15 protein-coding genes are annotated in these 22,711 nt (G+C 66.2%); 5 read left to right on the forward strand and 10 right to left on the reverse strand.

Translation table 11 applies throughout. The annotated features are described in order from the left end of the window. Positions 1-235 precede the first annotated feature (235 nt). From Q9R02_RS10870 to Q9R02_RS10885, 4 genes are all read right to left on the reverse strand, one after another. Positions 236-2,458 carry an NADP-dependent isocitrate dehydrogenase gene (locus Q9R02_RS10870; RefSeq protein ID WP_305996711.1) on the reverse strand — a complete coding sequence of 741 codons (2,223 nt, stop codon included), beginning with the start codon at positions 2,456-2,458 and terminating at the stop codon, positions 236-238. Positions 2,459-2,644: 186 nt separating this feature from the next. Further along, on the reverse strand, positions 2,645-4,315 hold the full coding sequence (purH, locus tag Q9R02_RS10875; protein WP_305996712.1) for a bifunctional phosphoribosylaminoimidazolecarboxamide formyltransferase/IMP cyclohydrolase: 1,671 nt from the start codon (positions 4,313-4,315) through the stop codon (positions 2,645-2,647). A gap of 110 nt (positions 4,316-4,425) precedes the next feature. Continuing rightward, positions 4,426-5,535: a hypothetical protein gene (locus Q9R02_RS10880; RefSeq protein ID WP_305996713.1), complete on the reverse strand. Its 1,110-nt coding sequence runs from the start codon at positions 5,533-5,535 to the stop codon at positions 4,426-4,428. Between the two features lie 9 nt (positions 5,536-5,544). Further along, complete coding sequence (locus Q9R02_RS10885) at positions 5,545-9,018, reverse strand: VWD domain-containing protein (RefSeq protein ID WP_305996714.1); 3,474 nt, start codon at positions 9,016-9,018, stop codon at positions 5,545-5,547. Positions 9,019-9,177: 159 nt separating this feature from the next. On the opposite strand from Q9R02_RS10885, the gene Q9R02_RS10890 reads away from it, so the two are divergent. The 3 genes from Q9R02_RS10890 to Q9R02_RS10900 are packed head-to-tail and all read left to right on the forward strand — an operon-like array spanning position 9,178 to position 12,244. Next, complete coding sequence (locus tag Q9R02_RS10890; protein WP_305996715.1) at positions 9,178-10,242, forward strand: N-acetylglucosamine kinase; 1,065 nt, start codon at positions 9,178-9,180, stop codon at positions 10,240-10,242. After that, on the forward strand, positions 10,226-11,176 hold the full coding sequence (gene murQ / locus Q9R02_RS10895; RefSeq protein WP_305996716.1) for an N-acetylmuramic acid 6-phosphate etherase: 951 nt from the start codon (positions 10,226-10,228) through the stop codon (positions 11,174-11,176). The genes Q9R02_RS10890 and murQ overlap by 17 nt, the downstream gene beginning before the upstream one ends. 6 nt (positions 11,177-11,182) lie before the next feature. Beyond that, on the forward strand, positions 11,183-12,244 hold the full coding sequence (locus Q9R02_RS10900; protein WP_305996717.1) for a hypothetical protein: 1,062 nt from the start codon (positions 11,183-11,185) through the stop codon (positions 12,242-12,244). Between the two features lie 6 nt (positions 12,245-12,250). Here Q9R02_RS10900 and Q9R02_RS10905 read toward each other — a convergent pair whose 3' ends face one another. From Q9R02_RS10905 to Q9R02_RS10920, 4 genes are all read right to left on the reverse strand, one after another. Beyond that, positions 12,251-14,854 carry a bifunctional lysylphosphatidylglycerol flippase/synthetase MprF gene (locus Q9R02_RS10905; RefSeq protein ID WP_305996718.1) on the reverse strand — a complete coding sequence of 868 codons (2,604 nt, stop codon included), beginning with the start codon at positions 14,852-14,854 and terminating at the stop codon, positions 12,251-12,253. Between the two features lie 54 nt (positions 14,855-14,908). After that, positions 14,909-16,219: an alpha/beta hydrolase gene (locus Q9R02_RS10910; protein ID WP_305996719.1), complete on the reverse strand. Its 1,311-nt coding sequence runs from the start codon at positions 16,217-16,219 to the stop codon at positions 14,909-14,911. Positions 16,220-16,306: 87 nt separating this feature from the next. Beyond that, positions 16,307-16,879 (reverse strand): phosphoribosylglycinamide formyltransferase, encoded by a 573-nt coding sequence (gene purN / locus Q9R02_RS10915; protein ID WP_305996720.1) that lies wholly within the window; start codon positions 16,877-16,879, stop codon positions 16,307-16,309. Positions 16,880-16,959: 80 nt separating this feature from the next. After that, the gene (locus tag Q9R02_RS10920; RefSeq protein WP_305996721.1) at positions 16,960-18,306 is read right to left on the reverse strand and encodes a cell division protein PerM; all 1,347 of its coding nucleotides are present in this window, start codon (positions 18,304-18,306) and stop codon (positions 16,960-16,962) included. Between the two features lie 136 nt (positions 18,307-18,442). On the opposite strand from Q9R02_RS10920, the gene Q9R02_RS10925 reads away from it, so the two are divergent. Continuing rightward, positions 18,443-19,684: a glycosyltransferase family 4 protein gene (locus Q9R02_RS10925; protein WP_305996722.1), complete on the forward strand. Its 1,242-nt coding sequence runs from the start codon at positions 18,443-18,445 to the stop codon at positions 19,682-19,684. After that, positions 19,681-21,036, forward strand: a complete 1,356-nt coding sequence (locus tag Q9R02_RS10930) for a UDP-glucose dehydrogenase family protein (RefSeq protein WP_305996723.1) — start codon at positions 19,681-19,683, stop codon at positions 21,034-21,036. The genes Q9R02_RS10925 and Q9R02_RS10930 overlap by 4 nt, the downstream gene beginning before the upstream one ends. A gap of 199 nt (positions 21,037-21,235) precedes the next feature. Here Q9R02_RS10930 and cspE read toward each other — a convergent pair whose 3' ends face one another. Then, positions 21,236-21,439: a transcription antiterminator/RNA stability regulator CspE gene (gene cspE, locus Q9R02_RS10935; RefSeq protein WP_305996724.1), complete on the reverse strand. Its 204-nt coding sequence runs from the start codon at positions 21,437-21,439 to the stop codon at positions 21,236-21,238. A 434-nt stretch (positions 21,440-21,873) separates the two neighbouring features. Next, positions 21,874-22,617 carry a copper homeostasis protein CutC gene (locus Q9R02_RS10940; protein WP_305996725.1) on the reverse strand — a complete coding sequence of 248 codons (744 nt, stop codon included), beginning with the start codon at positions 22,615-22,617 and terminating at the stop codon, positions 21,874-21,876. Positions 22,618-22,711 lie beyond the last annotated feature (94 nt).

Raw genomic sequence — 22,711 nt, forward strand, 5'->3', positions numbered from 1 at the left:
AACTCGCCGAGACCGAACGGCTGTTGAACATCCGGCCCCGCAAAACCCTCCACTGGGACACCCCACGTGAAAGACTGACCCAACTGATCGACAGTGTTGCGCTAACCCCTTGAAACCGCCCGAAATTTAGCGGCATCAACTGCACTCTCGCGGGAAAGCGCTGGACGCACGGACAGAACGACGACGGCCGCTCACCTTCCGCGGGGAAGGTGAGCGGCCGTCGTCGGGGCGGAAGCTAGGCGCTGAAGCCGTCAACCAGCGCGTTCAGCGTGGCCGAGGGGCGCATGGCCTCGAAGACCTTGGCCTCCACGGGGCGGTAGTAGCCACCGAGCTCCACGGCCTTGCCCTGCACGGCCAGCAGCTCGGCGACGATGGTCTCCTCCTGCTCGGCCAGCTTGGCGGCCAGCGGGGCGAAGGCGGCGGCCAGCTCGGCGTCGTCGTTCTGGCCGGCCAGCTCCTGCGCCCAGTACAGGCCCAGGTAGAAGTGCGAGCCGCGGTTGTCGATGGTGCCCAGCTTGCGGCCCGGGGACTTGTTCTCCAGCAGGAAGGTGCCGGTGGCGCGGTCCAGGGTGTCGGCCAGGACCTTGGCCCCCGGGGTGCCGGCCTGCTCGGCGTAGAGCTCAAAGGACGGGACCAGGGCGAAGAACTCACCCAGGGAGTCCCAGCGCAGGTAGTCCTCGGACACGAGCTGCTGGACGTGCTTCGGGGCGGAGCCGCCGGCACCGGTCTCGAAGAGGCCGCCACCGTTGATGAGCGGCACCACGGAGAGCATCTTGGCGCTGGTGCCCAGTTCCAGGATGGGGAACAGATCCGTCAGGTAGTCGCGCAGGACGTTGCCGGTCACGGAGATGGTGTCCTCGCCACGGCGCAGGCGCTCCACGGTGAACTTGGTGGCCTCCTCCGGGGAGAGGACGCGCAGGTCCAGGCCGTCGGTGTCGTGCTCAGCCAGGTACTCGGTGACCTTGGCGATGAGCTGGGCGTCGTGCGCGCGGTTCTCGTCCAGCCAGAACACGGCCGGGGTCTGGGAGGCGCGGGCCCGGGTGACGGCGAGCTTGACCCAGTCGCGGACCGGCACATCCTTGGTCTGGCAGGCGCGCCAGATGTCACCGGGCTCCACGGAGTGCTCCATCAGCACGGTGCCGTCCGCGGAGACCACCTGGACGGTGCCGGCCTTGGCGATCTCGAAGGTCTTGTTGTGGCTTCCGTACTCCTCGGCGGCCTGGGCCATGAGGCCCACGTTCGGGACGGTGCCCATGGTGGTGGGGTCGAAGGCGCCGTTGGCGCGGCAGTCCTCGATGACCACCTGGTACACGCCGGCGTAGCTGGAGTCGGGCAGCACGGCCAGGGTGTCGTGCTCCTTGCCGTCCGCGCCCCACATGTGGCCGGAGGTGCGGATCATGGCCGGCATGGAGGCGTCCACGATCACGTCGGAGGGGACGTGCAGATTGGTGATGCCCTTATCCGAGTCCACCATGGCCAGGGCGGGGCCCTCTTCCAGGCCCTTGGTGATCAGACCGCGGACACCCTCGCGGATGTCCTCCGGCAGCTCATCGATGCCGGCCAGGATGGCGGCCAGGCCGTTGTTCGGGCTCAGCTCGGCGGCGGCCAGCTGCTCGCCGTAGGTGGCGAAGAGCTCGTGGAAGTAGGCCTTGACCACGTGGCCGAAGATGATCGGGTCGGAGACCTTCATCATGGTGGCCTTCAGGTGCGCGGAGAAGAGGACACCCTCCTCCTTGGCGCGCTGCACGGCGCCGGCCAGGAACTCATCCAGGGCCGCGGCGCGCAGGACGGTGGAATCCACCACCTCGCCGGCCAGGACCTTCAGATCCTTCAGGAGCACCTTCACGGAACCGTCCGCGAACACCTCCTGGATGGTCAGCACATCGTCCTTGGCCAGGGTCACGGACTTCTCGTTGGAACGGAAGTCATCGACACCCATGGTGGCGACGTTGGTCTTGGAATCCGCGGACCAGGCACCCATGGAGTGCGGGTTCTTGCGGGCGTAGGTCTTCACGGACAGCGGCGCGCGGCGGTCGGAGTTGCCCTCACGCAGGACGGGGTTCACGGCGGAGCCCTTGATCTTGTCGTAACGGGAGCGGATGTCCGTCTCCTCGTCCGAGGCGGGGTTGTCCGGGTAATCCGGGAGGGCGTAGCCCTGGGACTGCAGCTCGGCGATGGCGGCCTTGAGCTGCGGGATGGAGGCCGAGATGTTCGGCAGCTTCACGATGTTCGCCTCGGGCGTCTTGGCCAGCTGGCCGAGCTCGGCCAGGGCATCGCCGATGCGCTGGCCGTCCTCGAGGAAATCGCCGAAGGTGGCGATGATGCGTCCGGCCAGGGAGATGTCCCGGGTTTCGATCTCCACACCCGCGCGGGAGGCGTAGGCCTTCACGATCGGCAGGAACGAGTGCGTCGCCAACATGGGCGCTTCGTCGGTGTGGGTGTAGATGATCTTTGCCATCAGGGCGTCTCCTACTGCTGCTGGTTACCTTCGGGATGCGGAAGGCTCTCCCAGCGTACTCGCTGGGCCGCCGGAAGAGCCGGGTGGTTCGGGGCCGGGCGGACGACGACGGCGGCGCGCGTCGCCGTCGTCCGTCCGGCTCGGTGGCGGGTCCGGAAGCCGGGCCCGCCGATCAGTGGAAACCGATCAGTGGAAGAAGTGGCGGGAACCGGTGAAGTACATGGTCACGCCGGCCGCCTTCGCGGCCTCCACGACTTCCTCATCACGCACGGAGCCGCCCGGCTGGACGACGGCGCGCACGCCGGCGTCGAGCAGGATCTGCAGGCCGTCAGCGAACGGGAAGAAGGCGTCGGAAGCGGCGACGGAACCGCGTGCGCGCTCCGGGGCACCGGAGGCGTCGACGTTGGAGGCGCCGCCTGCGGCGTCGACGTCAGACTCGACGGACACGCCCAGGGTGTTGGCGCGCTCCACGGCCAGGCGGCAGGAGTCCACGCGGTTGACCTGGCCCATGCCGATGCCCACGGTGCCGCCGTCCTTGGCCAGCAGGATGGCGTTGGACTTGGCGGAGCGGATGGCACGCCACGCGAAAGCGAGCTCGGCGAGGGTCTGCTCGTCCGCGGCGTCACCGGTGGCGAGCGTCCAGTTCTCCGGGGCGTCGCCGTCGGCGTCGATGCGGTCGGACATCTGCACGAGCATGCCGCCGGAGACCTGGCGCAGCTCGGCCGGGTAGCGGCCGTAGCCCTCCGGCAGGGCCAGCAGGCGGATGTTCTTCTTCTTGGACAGGATCTCCACGGCCTCCGGCTCGAAGTCCGGGGCGATGACCACCTCGGTGAAGATCCCGGCCACGGACTCGGCCATGCCCTTGGTGACGGTGCGGTTGGCCGCGATCACGCCGCCGAACGCGGAGACGGGGTCGCAGGCGTGCGCCTTGCGGTGCGCGTCCGCGATGGGGTCCTCGACGCCGGGGGTGGCCACCGCGACGCCGCACGGGTTGGCGTGCTTGACGACCGCGACGGCCGGCTCGGCGAAGTCGAACGCGGCGCGCAGGGCGGCATCGGCGTCCACGAAGTTGTTGTAGCTCATGGCCTTGCCGTGCAGCTGATCGGCCTGGGCGATGCCGGCCGGGGCGGCCTTGTCCACGTAGAGTGCGGCCTGCTGGTGCGGGTTCTCGCCGTAGCGGAGGACCTCGGAGCGCTCCAGGGAGACGCCGGCGTAGGCGGGCCAGTCGATGACGCCGTCGCCGTCCTCGTCCAGGAACTGGGTGGCGGTCCAGCTGGCCACGGCGTTGTCGTAGCTGGCGGTGTGGGCGAAGGCCCGGGCGGCCAGGACGCGGCGCTGCTTGAGGCTGAAACCGCCCTCGGTGGCCGCGGCGATCACCTGCGGGTAGTAGTCGGGGTCCGTGACGATGGCGACGGCGGCGTGGTTCTTCGCGGCGGAGCGCACCATGGCGGGGCCTCCGATGTCGATCTGCTCCACCACGTCGTCCAGCGCGGCGCCGGACTTCACGGTCTCCACGAACGGGTAGAGGTTCACGACCACCAGGTCGAAGGTGTCGATGCCCATGTCGGCCAGGGTCTGCATGTGGGCCGGCACGCGGCGGTCGGCGAGGATGCCGCCGTGGATGAACGGGTGCAGCGTCTTGACGCGGCCGTCCAGCATCTCCGGGGAGCCGGTGACCTGCTCCACCTCGGTGACGGGGATGCCCAGGGCGGCGATCTTCTTGGCAGTGGAACCGGTGGACACCAGGGCCACGCCGGCGGCGTGCAGGCCACGGGCCAGCTCCTCCAGGCCGGTCTTGTCGTAGACGGAGATCAGGGCTCGGCGGATGGGGACGCGGTCAAGCTGCGGGACGCTCAAAAGGGCACTCCAAGATGGCACGGATTTCGGCACGCGCGGCCGGGCCGGCCGCGTGAGGCGACATCGAGTGGGCGGGATGCTCCCATTTTACCGTGATTGCCACGCACTGTTCACTCGGCAGCCCAGGGTGATGGCGGCGGATGCCACCGTGCCACCAGCGCCCCGTTGGCTTCGCGGAGTGGGACGAGCAGATCGTGTGGAGGCTGCATATGCGGAAGGAGTGTCTGTGGCGTCAGAGTGTAGATGGCCTTTCCCTCACCGAGGTCCTCGACATCCCATCGCTCCGCCGGCTGCAGCGGTGGATGTCCCGGCCCCAGCAGCTGGATCGGGAAGATGTCCAGGGCGGTGGTCTTCAGGATTTCGTGGTCCGCTTGCAGATTGATCGGAGACAGTAGGAAGTCGCTGGAGTAGGCTCCGGCGACGCTGGCCACCTGGCCGGAACCGATTCCGCTCCGACTGACGAAAGCAGTATCGATGAGATCACTCCACCGTCGCATGCGGTCAAGCAAGACTGCGATATTGGGCTTCTCACCAGGGTTCTGCAACTGTAAGAGTTGCACCCATCCTTCGTCGGTAAATGCCATCTCATATCGGTAATCGTCCGCGTCGAACTCGATGCGACAACCGCCGCCATCTGCGCAGCAGCGAGAGATGATGCCTGGGAGGTGACTGGCAAGGCACTCGCTCATCGCCAAAGCAGGTCCCGCATAGACGTCCCCGACCGATATGCTGAAAATCCAATCTGTCACCCGTTGCGTCAGCTCGACAAACTCGGTGCTCTCCCGGTTCCAGTGCTGAGGCGCAGTGGCCCACGGAGCCGCGACGCCTTGAATCGTGAAGTCCAACGCTGCGTTCACGCAACAGAAAGCAAGATTGGCTGCTTGACGTTGACGTCGGTTCCGAAATAGATGGGCTTCCGAGTGGGCTGTGACCGTCCCGGAAAGACCGATCCATTCCAACGCGGCTGCGATGCTCCTCGCCACCTCAAGCAGTTCCTTCGGTCGGACATGTCGCAGATCGAAGAAGGAGATTCCAAAACCCGTCTCCACACCGTGTATCGGCTGATCTGGCAGGAATTCAAAGCGAATGTGACTGACGGCCATATCGATCCGGTCGACTATCGCCGGCGCTCCGTCGTCAGGCACGAACCGGAGGCCCGGAGTCGCATCGACGCGACGATAGACTCTCCGGATCTGGCCTTCGTCAACGATGACGGTCATGTCGCTTACCTATCCAAGCTTTCCAGCAAAGCTGTAGGTCCCATACGAGTTGTAAGCCAGATCCGACGTGAACTCCAGCCGGTAATCACCCTCAGCCAACGCCACCGTCTTGTTCCCATTCCGGCACGCATCACCAGCAACCTTGACACCCGTAGCCACATTGACCACCTGCCAAAGCAACCCATTAGAGGTGTAAGCCGGCACGTTGCTCAAACACGACCTGAAGTCCAAGAACAACGACTTGCCCCCAGCCGGAACCGTCAACGTATACGTATCCTTCGAGGCCTTCGTCTCCAGCTTCCCAGCACCAACACCAGGAACCCCGTCACTGACCACCACGCCATCCACCGGCAACGCAAACACCTGCGCATCCGGCACGAACACCGCCGTCAGACGATAGGAGCCCCACGAACTCAAATTTCGATCAGAGGTGAGATCCAGGGTGTAGTTTCCTCCCTCGAGTTGAGGGCTAATACTTTGACCCGAACTACACAAGCCTGAGGCCATCAAATGCCTATCGGACGTTCGATAAATTGACCAAAGTGGTCCTGCGGTCCAGCTGTACTGAAAGTTGGATGTGCACGAACCCCACTCTAGAAACAGCCGCTTCCCTTCAGAAGGAACCTCGAATTTGTATACGTCCGAGGCCACCACAGACTCGAGATTTCCAGCACCACGCCCAGGAACGCCATCCGAAATCTGCGCGCCATTCAACGGCAACGAGAAGACATCCGGCAGGGACACTGCCTGAGCATAGAAAGCATACGGCTGACGATAAGACCCAGTCTGATCTTGCTCAACTTCCCAGCGATAGGCGCCCTGTTTCAATACAGGCAACCTCGCAGAACCGTCACGGCACTTTCCCGATGCAATCAGCGACCTATCAGGCGAAACTTTCTGAAGGCGCCAAACTCCAGCGCTTGGACACTGACTCCAACTCAGAATGACAGCCAATCCCTCCTCCGGCGCGGTGAAGGCGTACGAGTCCAGCGAAGCCGGCGTCTCTAGAAACCCCGCCCCTGATACGGGAACTTCACGGGCAACCTTCCCATCTGCTGGCAACTGAAATTGCTGAGGCTGCTCGAGTGTCGCGACGAGCCGAAGATTATCAATCGCTAGTCCGCTGTTGTAAGTTCCAACTACTCCCGTCGCCTCGATAGATGCCTTTATGGCGACTGACGTGTGTGGAAAGGTGGTCGATACCCTGTACTTCGCATAACTTTCACCGGTCGAAAGATGGCCGGTCTCCACGGGACCGGAACTCCATCCATCCGGAAGGATCCTCGACCACACAGATCTCCCATCCACAGTAAGAGCAAGATGAGTATCCCGGCCATTCCAGTCCCCGAGCAAGATCAAATCGAACTCAGCCTTCAGCTCGTAGTGCCGCGGTACGTCCGAAACGGTGAACGAGTACGGTCTTTCTCCCGACAGCGGACCCGCAGCCGACCCGAGTGCTGGATCACGAATCACCTTGAAAGGATCAAGGTTTGACGCCACGGACCCTTCGAAATCTTCCAACAAGGTCCCGTCTAGCGAGAAATGCTTCTCTCCTACGGAGCTAAGATTGCTGTCCTGAATCTGAGCAGCCAGAGCGGCATATGTAGGGGCGTCACCTGTCAACAAAATGTCCAATATGCATCCCTGCAGGGCTGGCCCCTCTGGAACTCCACTTGCCGCGCAGCTGGTCTGGGCAGAGGAAATATTTTGCGCCGGAAAATCACTTATCTTAAGGATGTCATGCGGAAAGGAACGATCCGTGAACGTCGCCGAAGACTGGCCGGGGCCATAGGAGAACAAAGATTCAGAATTGTTCAGACGCCATGAATCACCAAAATCATTGTGAAGTACTTGCGCAGACGGACTCACACCAAGGTCACGCCCGTCTCGGGTCACGAAGTCGTTCCCCTTAAGTCCGTCATTATTTCCCAATAGACCACGCGTCGGCAGCCCTTCGGGAAGGTGAATTTGAACCGTCCAACCGTCGAAGCCGACCATAGGCTTGTCATCCATGCCGGGCCAGATCGCGGTAAACGAATTACCGTCCCGTATAATTGCCGAACCTTGGCCAAGATAAAGATAGCTATTCTCCGGAAAATTGGAGAAGTCAGCGCCATCGACTTTCAGGAAGTATCGGCCCATCTCGACCTTATGATCGTTCAGCCGCATAGCGATGGAATTCAAGAACGAAGCAGTGCCAGAAGGCGTTGCTTGGAAGCGAGCCTGGATGCGGAAGTCATACGGGACTTCCGGCTCCGATGACTCCGTCAGAACAAACTCACCGACCGACATGATATCAAAGGCGGTGCCGTCCAGACTCACGAGATGCGGTTCTCCAAATACGACGCTCTTCGAATGAGCCTTTATGGCTCTGGAAATGTTCGACATCGAGCCAAAATACTCACCCGTATTGAGCTCTAGAAGCCCAGCTCTCACGCAAACGCTCTTAACGCAAACCGTTCGCGGCTTGATGGATCGAAAGAAGTCCCCCCATGATTTGAATGCTTCTGTAACGCCGCCAGCTATCTTATCCCAGATATTCTCGCCGGAATGGCTCGGCTCGCCGTCCTTTGGAGTTGCATAGAACTTCGGCGAATCATCGGTACTTTCGTCCTCATATGGACCAATCTCTTCGGACTTCAGCGGGACTCGCTCGACCTTGTCGCTCACACACCGATCGCGACTGACAGGCGTAACGACAAGCGCTCCGTCCTGTTGGCCTTGACTGTCTGCCGCATATTCTTCATAAAGCGGCTTCTTTGCCACACCTTGCCCACAGTCATCGACATGAATCTTGAAGCTGTCACGATAATTGTAGGCATAAGGACTTCGCCTCGCATTGAACATGTTATTCTTCTGTGACCTATTTATGTCTCCAATATATCGATCCGCCGACTGCAAGGCCGCTGCGACACCTCCGTTCATCACAGTCTTGACTTCGAGCACATTAAGGGGGGCGTCAGATCGACTGTCGTCATATTCAACTACGTCAGCTCGCCCGCCCGTGCCAGAAGATCCAACACCCATTTCCCATTGAATCCCGGGGCTTACGCCGATTGGCGCTTTTGTACCTAGAGGCGAGTTGATGTTTTGGTGAACGACGTACCGAGCTTGGGCGATTGCCTCAACTCCTCTTCCCGACATCCCGCAGGCTCCTTTTTCATAAGTCGCACTGCTGTGCAGCATATATGCCCCAGGAGCTAGTAAGCATTCGGACTTGACGTAATTCTGTCTAGTTTTTCTAGCCGTTCCGCCGATACATTCGATCGAGTCCGTCGCAATAGCCTCTTTGGAGTTCGGCTCACAGAAGTCTCCAATCGTCAACCCAGAAATCTGAGTTGTCGTGTCGATCTGCGAAGCCGAAGCAGCTGCCGGCATCAGCGACATTGTCATTCCGGCCACTATTGCGCAAATGATGATCGTCGCACATTGTGCGCGCTTGAGCTTCAGCACCTCGGAAGCGCGAATGGACAAATTATTCATTCTTCATCCCCCCGATGAAGTAATTCCCCCGATCGAGTCGCTGCAGTGCGACCCGCCTATCGTGATGATGACACTTGTTCGAGAGTTCGTCCATAGTATTCTGAAGAATTCCTGTGCATGACAGTCCGCTCCTGGGCTGTCGCAGCTAGGCTTGGACTCATGACAGCTTCGCCAGATCCCGGACCGGACACGGGGGCCGAGCGTCTCGCCGGCCATCTGCTCTCCGACGGCCCTGCCCTCGCCGCACGGTCCATGCAACCGGACGGCGCCGTGCTGGCTGCGGACATCGGCAAGAGCCGCTGCCGCCTCGAGTTGAGATCTTCCACAAAGCCGGGAGCGGCGGTCCTCGCGTCCATCCTGCTGGATGGCTTCCCCGGCCTGGCCACCGCCAACGGCGTGGAGTCCGCTTTCCACATGATCACGGACGGCTCCCAGCACCTGCGGACATCGGGTGAAGACGGCACCCCGCTCCCTCGGCCCACCGGGGTCGGCGCCGCGATCGCCGGGGTCGCCTCGGATGAGGAGGGCTCCCGTCGTCTGGCCCATCTGCTGGCCGGCCATTTCTCCGTCCCGGCCGCCGTCATCTCGGACGCCACGGCGGCACACCTGGGCGCCTTCGGTTCCTCCCCCGGTTCGGCCGTCATCATCGGCACCGGAGCCGTGGTGTTCCGCTTCGACGACAACGGCACACTGCACCGTGCGGACGGCTGGGGCCCGCTCCTGGGCGACCGCGGCAGTGGCCGCTGGATCGGCCAGGAAGGCCTCTCCGCCGTGCTCCAGGCCTTGGATGGCGGGCCGGCCACGGAACTCTCGGACCCGGGAGGGCTGCCCGTCCCGGTCCTGGACCTGCCGGGCTGGCTGGGTGCGGCCCCCAACCCGTACCGTGCCATGGGCTCCTTCACGCCTCGGGTCCTGGAGGCCGCCGCGGCCGGGGACGCGGTCGCCCTGGACATCGTGGACCGGGCCTGTGCCCACGTCACGCTCTCGGTGTCCCGGGCGCTGGCATCGGGCCCGGCCACCCATGCCGGTGACCCCTCGCGACGCGTGGCGCTGCTGGGAGGCGTCAGCGAGTCCCCGGTGTTCCGTGCACACCTGACCGCTGCCCTCGAGGCTGCGGGCGCCGCCGTCGTCCCCGCCCTCGGTTCGGGCCTGGACGGTGCCGCCATCGCCACCCAGCCGGATCTCCTCCAGGAAAGGTACATCTACCGTGACCAGCCAGCCTGACCCCACCGATACCCTCGCCGAGCTCCGCCGGCAGCTCGCCGGCCTGTCCACGGAGGCCGCCAACCCCGAGCTGAGCGGCATCGACTCCATGAGCACCGCCGAGCTGGTCCGCGCCATGAACGGCCAGGACGTTCTGGTGGCGCCCGCAGTGGGACGCTGCCTGGACGCCGTGGCGGCCGCCGTCGACGGCGTGTACGCCAAGCTCGCCGCGGGAGGCCGCCTGATCTACACCGGCGCAGGCACCGCCGGCCGGGTGGGCGTACTGGACGCCAGCGAGTGCCCGCCCACCTACGGCACCGACCCGGACCTGGTGGTCGGGGTGATCGCCGGCGGTGCACGCGCCATCCGCGAGGCCGTGGAGAACGCCGAGGACGACGCCGTGGCGGGAGCCGCGGACCTGGCCGCGCTGAACATCGGGCCCGGGGACGCCGTGGTGGGCATCTCCGCCTCCGGGCGCACCCCGTATGTGGTGGGTGCCCTGGAGTCGGCCCGTGCGGCGGGTGCCTTCACGGTGGCGCTGGCCTGCAACACCGGCTCCGCGATCGGTGCGGCCGCGGAGGTGGCCATCGAGGTGGAGGTGGGTCCCGAGTTCGTGGCCGGCTCCACCCGGCTCAAGTCCGGCACCGCCCAGAAGCTGGTGATCAACATGATCAGCACGCTCAGCATGGTCAAGCTCGGCAAGACCTACGGGAACATGATGGTGGATCTGCAGGCCACCAACGCCAAACTCCGCGCCCGCTCCCAGCGCACCGTCCAGCAAGCCACGGGCGTCGGGGCCCCGGAGGCCGCCCAGGCCCTGGACGCGGCGGACGGCTCGGTGAAACTCGCCATCCTGATGATCCTCACGGGGCTGGACGCCGCCGCCGGCCGGGCCGCCCTGGACGCGTCCGGCGGGTATCTCCGCCAGGCGGTGCAGCAGGTCTCGGGGTCCTGAGCGCCCGTGAGCGAAGATTTCACCGCACCGGCTCCTCTTCTTGACGGGTTCTCCCAGGATGCGTCCTCCAGTGCGCGGCCTCCCCGCAGGAGGCGCCGCTGGGGCTGGGTCCTGGCGGGAATCCTGGTCCTGGTCCTGGCGGTCGCCGGAGGTCTGACCCTGCTGCCCTCCAGGTCCGGACCGGCGCCCGCGCGACTCGTGGCCATGGCGGAGATTCCCGGCTACCAGGCGGCGGTCAACGCGACCGGCGCGGCCCTGGAGCGGCAGCGGGCGGAGCTGAAGTCCGGCCGGCTGTTCCAGTTCGTGCCCGCGACCCGGACCGGCCAGGATTACATCCAGGAGTTCCTCGCCGACCTCCAGACCCTCCAAGCGTCAGGCACGGTGCTGGCCGGCAGTCTGGACCAGGACCAGGCGGTCCTCCGCCGGCGGCTGACCGCCTATACGGCTTCCGTGCAGGATCTGGAGAAGAAGTTCCGGGAGCTCGCCCCTCTCGGCCTCCAGGGCCGGGCGAAGGACTCCGTGAGCGGACGGACCATCACCTTCACCGGGAAGTCGTCCCCGAAGGGTGAGGTCACCCGCTTGGAGGCCCTCTCCCGCGGCTACGCCGCGGAACCGGACGCTGCAGGGTCCTACATCCCGTCCGCCACCGCGCTGGCCGGCACGTTCGGCCTGTCCGTCGACTGGGACATCGCCAAGCTGTCCGCCGCGTGCCCGTCGTCGAACGCCCCGGACCAGGACCTGGTGGCCGCCTTCTGCTCCGCGACGCCACGGGTCATCTACGCGAACAGGAACACATCCGCCGCCGACTACGTGTTCAACTCCCCCGTCATCGTGAGCGCCATGAAACACGAGCTCTCCCATTACCTCATCACCCTGCGCTGCGGGACACCGGACCCACGACTGGCCGGCACGCGGTTCGAAGCCGTGACGAACTCCTACGCCGTCATCTTCCTGGGCGCCGGATTCGATGATCTGCAGCCGCGTTCGGACGTCCCGCACCAGGAGTACGCGATGACCGCGGACACGGACGCGATCGCCCGGAAGATCCACGCCGGTTCCTGCTCCTGACGGACGTCAGTCCTTGCGCCCCAGCATGCGGGCCAGGGCCACCGTCTCCCTCGTGGAGACGTCCGGCAGGTACGCCCGGGCCAGGGAGACGCCGATCCCCGGCAGGGACAGGGCGTCCGGGTAGGCCATGTACAGGGTCACGTACTCGGGATGGAACTTCGCCTTGAACCGGAACAGCGAGCTGAAACCATAGGCCGGTTCCAGCGTCCGGGACAGCCAGCCGAGGAAGGCGTCGACGCCGGCGCCCGCCGGCTCGGCCTCCTCCCCCGGAGCGAGCGGCTTGGTGGCCAGAGGCGCACCGGACAGGCTCATGTACCGGAAACCCTGCTCCTGCATGTACAGAGCCGAGGATGCGATGAGGAACTCCATGACGCCGTTGGAGGACTCCGGCGAACGGCGCATGAAGTCAAGCGTCCAGCCCACCGTCTCCCCGGCGTCCTGAATGGGCATCCAGGAGGTCACCGCCTCGATCCGGCCGTCCGCATCCAGGGCCAGCATGAGGCGGACGTCCGGGTCCTTGAGCTCGTCCACCCCACCCAAGGTGAAGCCCATCTCCGGCAGCCTGTTCTCCGCCATCCAGGCTTCGGAGATCGCTACGATCTCCGTGGTGGCGGCGAAGGACAGCTCGGCCCACGAGGTCCACACCGTGGTCCGGCCTTCACGCACCGCCTTGTTCAAGGAGGTCCGGATGCTCTGCCAGTGCTTGCCCTTCAGGGAGAAGTCCGGCGTGTGGACCACGGTCTCCTCGCCCACGGACATGGTCCGCCAACCCAGGCCCTCGAAGACCTCCACATAGTCCGGGTGGAAGGAATAGAACGCCGGAGTCCAGTTGTGCTCGTCGCAGAACTCCAGGAACTGATGCACCGTCTCCCGTGCCTCGCCCGGTGCACAGACCGGATCCCCGAGCACGATCGCCGTGTCGCTGACCACGCGGTAGGCCAGCGCGGCGTCGCCATCCCGGCGCAACCAGGGCGTGTTGCCCTCCCAGGTGGTCATGTGCCCGAGCGACCCCCCGCCGAAGCGGTGCAGCAGCTCACGTGAGCGCTCGACGTCGTGCGCCTCATCCAGGCGCGGTGACCGTGTCAGCAGCCACACCATGGTGCCCAGCGTCACGGCCCAGAACACCGGGCCGGACCATTGGTAGGCCCAGCTGACCGGCGAGTGCCGGGGAAGGACCACATGGGTGGGACCCACCACGAAATGGGGCGGCAGGAAGCGGCGGGGCGTGTCTAGCAGAAGCCGGCCTGGGTTCGTCAGCGGAAGGATCGATCTCATGTCCGCCATGGCCGTGATCAGATACACGGCGGAGGTGACCACGAACGCGATGACGACGATCAGCCAGAACCGCCGGATCGCACTCTTCGGGGCGCGGATGCCGAAGTGCCTGCGGGTGATGAACAGCATGACGAGCGAGGCCAGTGGCACCAGGGCCGCGGTGACCACCCACACGATGAGTTCGGTGCCGCTGAACGGCCGGTGGAGGTGGGTGCCGGCATCGGAGATGGCCCGGACCACGCCGAAGGAGCTCGGAGCGAACAGCAGGATTGCGGCGTTGACCGAGACGGCCAGCCACCAGCCGAACCGCCGGCCGCGGTAGAGGCCCCAGGCCGCGACGATCACGAGCACCAGCGGCAGGAACGCCATGACCACCATGCCGGGTCCCTGGGATCCGATCCGGGCCAGCTGGCGTACGCACTGGTGGGTGAGCGGCACCTCGCCCTGGCAGGCGGCCAGGATCGTGGACGGGTCCACGGGATCGTTCAGGAAGAGATAGGAGCCGAAGGCGAACGGGGTGAGGTCGGTGCTGCCCAGGAAGGCCACCAGGGGGCCCAGCCCGGTGACCAGCACGACGGCGGCCACCAGGGTCCGGGTCTCACGGTGGGAGCTGCGGGGCACATGGAGGGGGTGGCTGTGCCGCGCGGCGATCAGCAGGCCGAGCGGCAGGCCCACCAGCACGGCCGTCAGGCGGTAGAGGTCCTCCGGATCCCCCGAGTACAGGAAGAAGATGAGCACGTAGGTGAAGAGGATGACCCGGATGCGGCGCCGCCACAGCAGGCCCATGGCGGCCGTCGCCGTCGAGAGGGCTCCCATGAGGCCCGTCATCGGGTCCACCGTGAGCGCCATCGACGTGCCGGTGGACCACCACTCCCAGGTGAGGGTGCCCACCCATTGCAGCAGCACGCCGAGGACTCCGCCCAGGATGCCCGTGACCAGGAACGCCAGCATGGCCTTCCCTGTGCCGAGCGTCCTTTCGGCCAGGCCCAGCAGGAGGATGGCGCCGCCGACGGCCACCACGGTGGAGAGTGGGTCCTGCGGCAGGAACAGTGCGGTCAGGGGGGTCCACCACCGCCCGGACAGGAAGGTGCTGTCCACACCCAGGCCCCACTGGCCGGTGATCGCGCGGCTGTCCTGGCCGAGAAGGCTTCCGGCGAACACGGATGCGGTGACGATCACCGCGGCCATCAGGAAGGAGAAGGGGATCGTCCGGAAGTAGCTCTGGATCCATTCCCAGGTGTTGCGGGGCCGGACCGGGACAGGGGAATGCGACGGGAGCCCGTTCACGGGGCCACCGGAGGCGGGAGGCACCGGAGCGTGCACCTCGTCAGGCACGGGCGTCCCTCCTTGTTCGTCTCATGTGATCCACCTTGTCCATTCAAACCACCGTCAGGCGGGAGGCGCCAGGCCCCAGTATGGGAACAATACGGTGAACGCCTCCTGGATGCCTCCACCATATGCGGGGCCCACATGGCCCGCGCCCGGCACCGGCAGGAAGTAGGTCTTCATGCCCACCTGACGCGCCGTCGCCGCGGATTCCTTGGCAGCGGCCGTGTACTTCGGGTCCTTGGTGCCGGCGGTGTACACGGCGATCATGTCCGCGTACTTGCCGTGCTTGCGCATGATGTTGCGGGGCATGACCGCGTTGTAGGCGGCCTGATTGCCCTTGAAGAACTGGGCCAGGACCTGCGCCGGCTTCTCCGAGCCCTGGAACTCCTCCCCGGACACCGAGATGAAACTCCCGAAATCCTGGGGGTATTTGGACGCGAAGTAGCTCGCACAGACACCACCGTTGGAGTACCCCAGGAACGACCAGTGCTTGCGGTCCTGCAGGATGGGCAGGCTCGCGCGGGCCCAGGGCAGCACATCCTTCATCACGTAGGTCTCAACGTTGCCCAGCGGCCCGTCCAGGCACAGCGGGTCGTGGGACGGGTCGCCCAGCTGATCGACCACCAGGATCACTGGTGCCAGGCCGTGATTCTTCTTCGCCATGGCATCCGCCACGTCGCCGACGCCGATGGGGCTGGGGAATCCGGGCTGGCCCATCATGAGCAGCACGAACGGCAGCAGCGGAGGGTTCTTCACGCGGGCGGCCGGGGGCAGGTAGAGGCCCGCCCAGCGTGCGTTGAACCCGGAATGGGTCGCGGGGATCGGGGCGGGGGTGCGGCCGCGGAGGCCCACATCGGGCATCCCGTCCGGTGCCTGCCAGCTCTTGTAAAGCGGTTCGTCCGCGTCGAGAGCCCGCCAGGTCCCCTTCGAGGGAACCCTGACGGTGGAGGCGGTGTTGATGTCCAGGAGGGCGCCGATGGTGGGGTTCAGGCCGTAGGCGGCGTTGATCTGGAACGTGGCCGTGGCGAGGAAGACGATGACCGAGAGTGCCGACAAGACGGTGCGCCACCAGCGGCCGCCCCGGAGGTTGACCACCGCGAGGGCGATCCCGGCGACCGCGGCCGGCGCCCAGAACCAGTCCTCGAAGAGCAGAGGCTCGCCGAAGGTGTTGTCCACGTCCTGGATGTACCAGCACACGGCCAGGCCCACCAGGGTGCCCACCACCAGGGAACCGAGGGCCACCAGGAACCAGCGCCCACGGCGCCGCTTCAGGAAGAGGTAGACCACCAGGAGCGCGCTGAGGATCGTCCACGCGAGGAGAAACCGTGGACCCGTGATCGCAATGTCAAGAATCGGTTTCCAGGAATCCATCCCCGCTCCTCATGTCTGGTGTCGACGCTCCATCAGATGTGGCGCACCGAGACCGTACCGGACATCTCCTTGCGGGGGTGCGCTTCTTTATAGCAACCGATTCTGGGCGATGTCTGACAGTGTGCTGACAAGGAGTCGACGTTCCACCTGCTTGATCCGCTCGTGGAGGGAGTCCTCGTCCTCGCCTTCCTGGATGGCCACCGCCTCCTGCGCGATGATGGGTCCGGTATCCACTCCGGCGTCGGCCCAGTGCACGGTGCATCCCGTGACCTTCACGCCGTAAGCCAGGGCATCCCTGACCCCGTGGGCGCCCGGGAAGGCGGGCAGCAGCGCCGGGTGGGTGTTGAGATAGCGCCCGCCGAAAGCATCGATGAACGCCGCGGAGACGATCCGCATGAAGCCGGAGGACACGACGACGTCGGGGGCGTAGGACGCGGTGACACGGGTCAGTTCGGCGTCCCAGGCCGCCCGCTCGGCGTAGTCGCCGAACTCGACGGTGAAGGTGTCGATCCCGGCCGCCCGGGCCCGGACCAGACCGTAGGCGTCGGCACGGTCCGCGCCCACGGCGGCGATCTCCACCCCCAGTTCGCCACCGGCCACGGCATCGATGACTGCTTGGAGATTCGATCCGCTTCCGGACACCAGGACCACAATTCGCATGGTCCAAGACTATCGAGTGCGGATTCCCGCCCGGAACTTGGCAGCTTCAGAGCGCCGAGAAGACGCCCCCGGCCCTGGCCTCAGTCCGCCGACTTGCTGGCGGAGAAGGAGGACCGTGTGGCGCCGGCCGGCTCCGGCAGTTCACTCAGCTGACGGCGCTCCAGCCACGGGGCGGAGGCGTGGCCGAGCACGGTCCCTGCGGCGAGTTCCACGGCCACGAAGACGCCCAGCCGGAGCGGGTCCGGACCGATGTCACTGAGCCGGCCCAGCCCGAGCGAGCCACGGCTCACCCAGGCCAGCAGCAGGGCGAACACGCCGCCCACCGCTCCGATGGCGGCGGCCAGCACCACGGTGGACACCGTGGCCGTGAACCACCGTGTCCGGATCCGGATGGAGAGCCATTCATCGAAGTGATTCTCGCCTTCTCGCAGGAACCACCACCCCGCCAGGACGCCACCGATCACCGGTACCAGGACGCCCACGGGCCCGAACATCGCAGGCCCGGCCGGAACGGCGGCCAGCACCGGAATGGCCGGGACGGGGCCGACCGCGGTCCCGAAGGCCCCTGCCGCGGACCCGGTGCCCAGACTGAATCCGGCCCCGCTCAGCCAGGAGAGCGTGTACACCACCAGGTGCGGGAGATAGCCGGCCTGGGCCAGGGTGAGGACCGCGGCGCCGGAGACGTCAGCGCCCAGTCCCTGGTAGACGCTGACGATTCCGGCCCAATGGACCGCCAGCGAGACCACCAGGAGCAGCGCGGACAGCGACAGTGCCGCCATGATCGCGAGGAACGCCGCACGGACCACGGTCCACATATACGAGCCCGCCCAGCGGGAATGCTGGCTGGTGCGGGAGATCCAGTCCACCGCTTCGACGCCGATCAGCCGGCTCCAGGAGCGGGACTCGCGCCGCGCACCGCAGGTCAGCCCCGCCAGGACCGGCACCAGAGGCAGCAGGGCGGCGGTCACGAGATTGATCTTCACGTCCTCCGTGCCGCACACGAACGCCGTCGCGAAGCCGAATCCTCCATAGATGAGGAGCGCGCCGAGCGCGGCCTGCCAGAGCTGGTCGCTGTAGGACGCGCGGGCCAGCCGCTTCCCTGCCCGCCACGAGAGCAGGAACGGGATGAGCGCGAGTCCCCACGGAAGCAGCGTCAGCGGGCCTCCGAGGTCCTGGGCGCTGGAGGAACCGGAATACAGGTGGACCGTGAGCGGCACCCCGTGGATCAGGAGCCAGGCCTGACCGGCCAGGCGGGCCATGAAATCCGCACCCGTGGAACCCAGTCCGCCGGACGCCCAGACCCACACGGTGAACAGCAGCACCAGCAGCGCCGACAGGATGGCCGACTGCGCGGATTCCAGGGCTCCCTGAAGCCACAGGGGCATGGGAAGGCCTCGGTTGCCGCTCTGGTCTGCACGCAGTTTCATCCCTTCCATCCTGCCACGCGGGCGGGCCGGGAACGGCCAGGAGCCGCGGGCGGCACGCCTGGCCGTTAACCCAAGCTTTCCTTCCAGGACAGCTCGGGGATGCGAGCCCGTCAGGCTCGGCCCGCACCGTTGAAGGGTGAGGATCGCAATCGTGGCAGAGTCCTTCCTGCCCCTGATGAACGGTGTGACGCACTCGATTCTGAGGGTTCTGGACCATCTCCAGGAGCGCGGCGACGAGGTCCTGGTGATCGCGCCGTCTCCCGGGCCGGGCAGCGCCCCGGTGAGCGTGGCCGGTGCCACCGTGCGGCATCTGCCGGCGGTCCCGCTGGCCGGCTATACGAACGTCCGGGTGGCCCTGGGAGGTGTGAGCCGGGTCAAGCGCATCCTTGCCGGCTTCGCACCCGACGTCGTGCACCTGGCCTCTCCGTTCATCCTGGGCTGGAGGGCCGTCCAGGCAGCCCATGAGCTGGGGATCCCCACCGTGGCGGTCTACCAGACCGAGGTGCCCGGGTATGCCGCCCGCTATGGCGTCCCGTATCTGGAGAACTGGGCCTGGCAGCGAGTGGAGAACATCCATCTGCTCGCGGACCGCACCCTGGCCCCGTCCCGCTTCGCCCGCGATCAGCTGCAGGGACGCGGCATCCCCCGGGTCCACATGTGGAGGCGAGGGGTGGACACCTCACGGTTCCATCCGTCCAAGCGCGACGACGCGTGGCGGAGTGCCGTCGCCCCGCACGGCGAGCGGCTGATCGGCTATGTGGGCCGGCTGGCGGTGGAGAAGCAGGTGGAGGATCTGCGCGCGCTGGCCGGGATCCCCGGCGCCCGCCTGGTGGTGGTGGGTGAAGGCCCCCAGCGGGAGAGCCTTCAGAGACTCCTTCCGGACGCCGTCTTCACAGGCTTCCTGGGCGGCGAGGACCTGGCCCGCACCGTCGCGTCCTTCGACCTGTTCGTCCATCCGGGCGAATTCGAAACGTTCTGCCAGACCATCCAGGAGGCCATGGCATCCGGAGTGCCGGTGGTGGCCACGGGCCGAGGGGGTCCTCTGGACCTGGTGGACAACTCGCGCACCGGCTGGCTGTACCCGCCGGGCGATCTGGAGCGGTTCCGCCGGCATGCGGAGGACTTGATCGGCGACGAGGTGAAGCGCCGGGCATTCGCCGATGCGGCCCTCGAGAGCGTCCAGGGGCGCACCTGGCAGGCGATCGGCCACGAACTCGTGGAGCACTACCGGCAGGTCATGAGCGCCGGGCCCCGGGCCCACGGAGCCACCGTGACCGCTTCGCTCCCCCGCCGGCGGGTGTTCCAGCCGGCTCTCCGGCCGGTGGGCGTCCGCTTCCGGTCCTCCTTCAACACTCGACGAAACGGAGCAGCATCATGAGGATTTCCGTCATCGGCTGTGGCTACCTGGGCGCGGTGCACGCCGCCACCCTCGCCTCGATGGGTCACGACGTGGTGGGCATCGACACGGACGAGAGCAAGGTCCGTCTCCTCTCCCGTGGTGTGGCGCCGTTCTACGAGCCCGGGCTCGAGGAACTCCTCGCCCACACCACCGCTCAGGGCACGCTCCGCTTCTCCAGGGACTTCTCCGAGACGTCCGGAGCGGACGTCCACTTCCTCTGTGTGGGGACACCGCAGTCCAAGACCGGCGACGGCGCCGACCTGGGCTATCTTCTGGCAGCCACCCAGGAACTCCGCCGGCATGCCCGGGCCGGCTCGCTCGTGGTGGGCAAGTCGACCGTACCGGTGGGCACCGTCGATGTCCTCGGCGACCTCCTGGCCGAGCGCGGCGATCTGCTCCTGGCCTGGAACCCCGAGTTCCTCCGGCAGGGCACCGCGGTGAAAGACTCCCTGGTCCCGGACCGCCTCGTCTACGGCGCCGAAGGCCCGCAGGAGAAGCGCGCAGTCGAGATGCTCGACGCCGTGTACGCGCCTCTGCTGGGCGCGGGCGTTCCGAGGATCGTCTGCAATTTCGCCACGGCCGAACTGATCAAGTCGGCCGCGAACGCCTACCTGGCCACGAAGCTCTCCTTCATCAACGCCATGGGCGAGCTGTGCGACGCGGCGGGCGCCGACGTCGTCGCGCTGTCCGAGGCCATGGGGCTCGACCCGCGCATCGGCGCCCGCTATCTGCACGCCGGGCTCGGCTTCGGCGGCGGATGCCTGCCCAAGGACATCAGGAGTCTCCGGACGCAGGCCGGCAGCCTCGGCGTGACGGCCCTGGAGGACTGGATGGGATCGGTGGACACGATCAACCGGGAGCAGCGGGCCCGCAGCGTGTCCCTGGCCGCGGATCTCCTGGGCGGATCGGTGGCGGGCCGCCAGGTGACCGTGCTGGGTGCGGCCTTCAAGCCGGACACGGACGACATCCGCGACTCACCCGCCATGGATGTGGCGATGCGACTGGTGGAGGCCGGGGCCCATGTGACGGTCACCGATCCGAAGGCCATCAACAACGCGTGGCTGCGCTTCCCGCAGATGCGTTTCGAGACCAAACCGCTCGCCGCCCTCGACGGGGCGGAACTGGTGGTCCTGGCCACTGAGTGGGACGAGTTCTGCCGCCTGGACCCCGCCGTGGCCGGGAAGCTGGTGCGCCGCCGTCTGCTGCTGGACACCCGGAACGCTCTGGATGCCGACAGCTGGGCCGCGGAAGGCTGGACGGTGGCAGGTCTGGGGGTTCCCGGGCGCAGGCCCCGTGCCCGTGCGGCCGCGGGACAGCCCACGTCCGTCTGAGCGGGGCATTCCAGGCTGTTCCAGGCTGGGCTGTGCCTCCGAAACGAGCGGCCCGGCACTGGGAAGACATCAAAAAACCGGAGAGCCGGCCTTCATGGCCGGCTCCCCGGTGAAGCCTGTGGTCCGTTCCTGCCGTTCAGTGGCACCGGGACGGGATCCTCACAGCTTGCGAGGTGGCTTCCTCATTCCGAGGAAGTCGTCACAGAGCGGTGATGTTGACCGCCTGCGGGCCCTTGGGGCCCTGCTCGATGTCGAACGATACGCGCTGGTTCTCCTCAAGGGAGCGGTATCCCTTGCCCTGGATGGCGGAGTAGTGCGCGAAAACGTCCTGAGAGCCGTCCTCGGGAGCGATGAAGCCGAAGCCCTTTTCCGCGTTGAACCACTTGACGTTGCCAGTTGCCATGTCTATTGCTGTCCTGTCTGAAGATTTCCGGACCGCCGGATTGCGCCCCGTCGTTGTAGATGCTTCAACCGTGCTTCAGAAAGACGGGCGAGTTGCCTCGGTACTGCCTGAACTGCTGTGTGCCAAACATCGACCCACTCAGTTTACAGGGAATGACCGAGTTTTCCATAGGGTTTTGTGAAAATGTCGAACACGGAGTTGTGCGGGATATTTTCCAGTCCCTCGACCCGTTTCTCCCGGATTCTCGCGGATTTCCCGGGTCCCGTGCGCACAATCGCATTCCCGGATCATCAACCCGGAGGATGATCTTCCGGCTGATCACAGCCCAAAGCCGTCCCGAAAACTTGAGAGATCAAGCATTGGGTGTCATACGGTGTGACTCTGTGACGACTGGAGAAATTATTCGTCACACCCCGTCGTGGGGGGCTTTCTGTTCAGGCGTCGAGCGCGGCGCGTGCGGCACGGACGACGCCGGCATCGGTCACCATGTACGCGGTGGGATCCGCTCCGTCGGCCGCACCGAGGGAGACGGAGCCGGCCGAGGCGGTGGACACGGTCTTCTTGGCGGACAGATGAATCGCGTCCAGGCCCGCCTCACGGACCGCAGGGATGTCCGCGAGGGCCAGTCCACCGCCCGCCATCACCTGCAGCCGGTCTCCAACGTGCCGCCGCATCGTCCGCAGCTGCGCCAGTCCGGCGGCCACGGTGGGCCGCTGGCCGGACGAAAGGATGCGGGTGAATCCCAGGGCGATGACCGTGTCCAGCGCGGCGAGCGGCTCCCGCACCTGGTCGATGGCCCGGTGGAAGGTGAGCTCGGCGTCCTCACGGGCCTCCCGTGCCGACTCCGCCAGGCGGGCCATCGCTTCCCGGTCCACCGAACCGTCAGGCCGCAAGGCGCCGAGCACCACGCCCCGGGCGCCCTGCGCCAGCAAGCCTCGGATCTCCCGTTCCATGACATCCAGTTCATCCCGGGAGTACAGGAAGTCACCCGGGCGGCACCGGATGAGGGGATGCACCTCGAGTCCGTCCCCGGCGGCCTCCATCCCCGCCTCCATGAGGCCCTGGGATGGCGTGAGGCCGCCCAGTTCCAGGCCGGTGGTCAGTTCCACACGGTGTGCTCCGCCGGCGGCCGCGATGGCGGTCCCCGTGGCAGACGTGACGGCGATCTCGAGCAGCATGACTATCCCTTGAGTTCGAACAGGCCCCGGAGGCGATCCGGCACGGGGCGGATGACGATGGTCCGCAGCCGGGTGCCCGGCTGCGGACCATGGT

It is taken from the genome of Arthrobacter horti (assembly GCF_030731045.1).
Taxonomy (GTDB): domain Bacteria; phylum Actinomycetota; class Actinomycetes; order Actinomycetales; family Micrococcaceae; genus Arthrobacter_E; species Arthrobacter_E nanjingensis.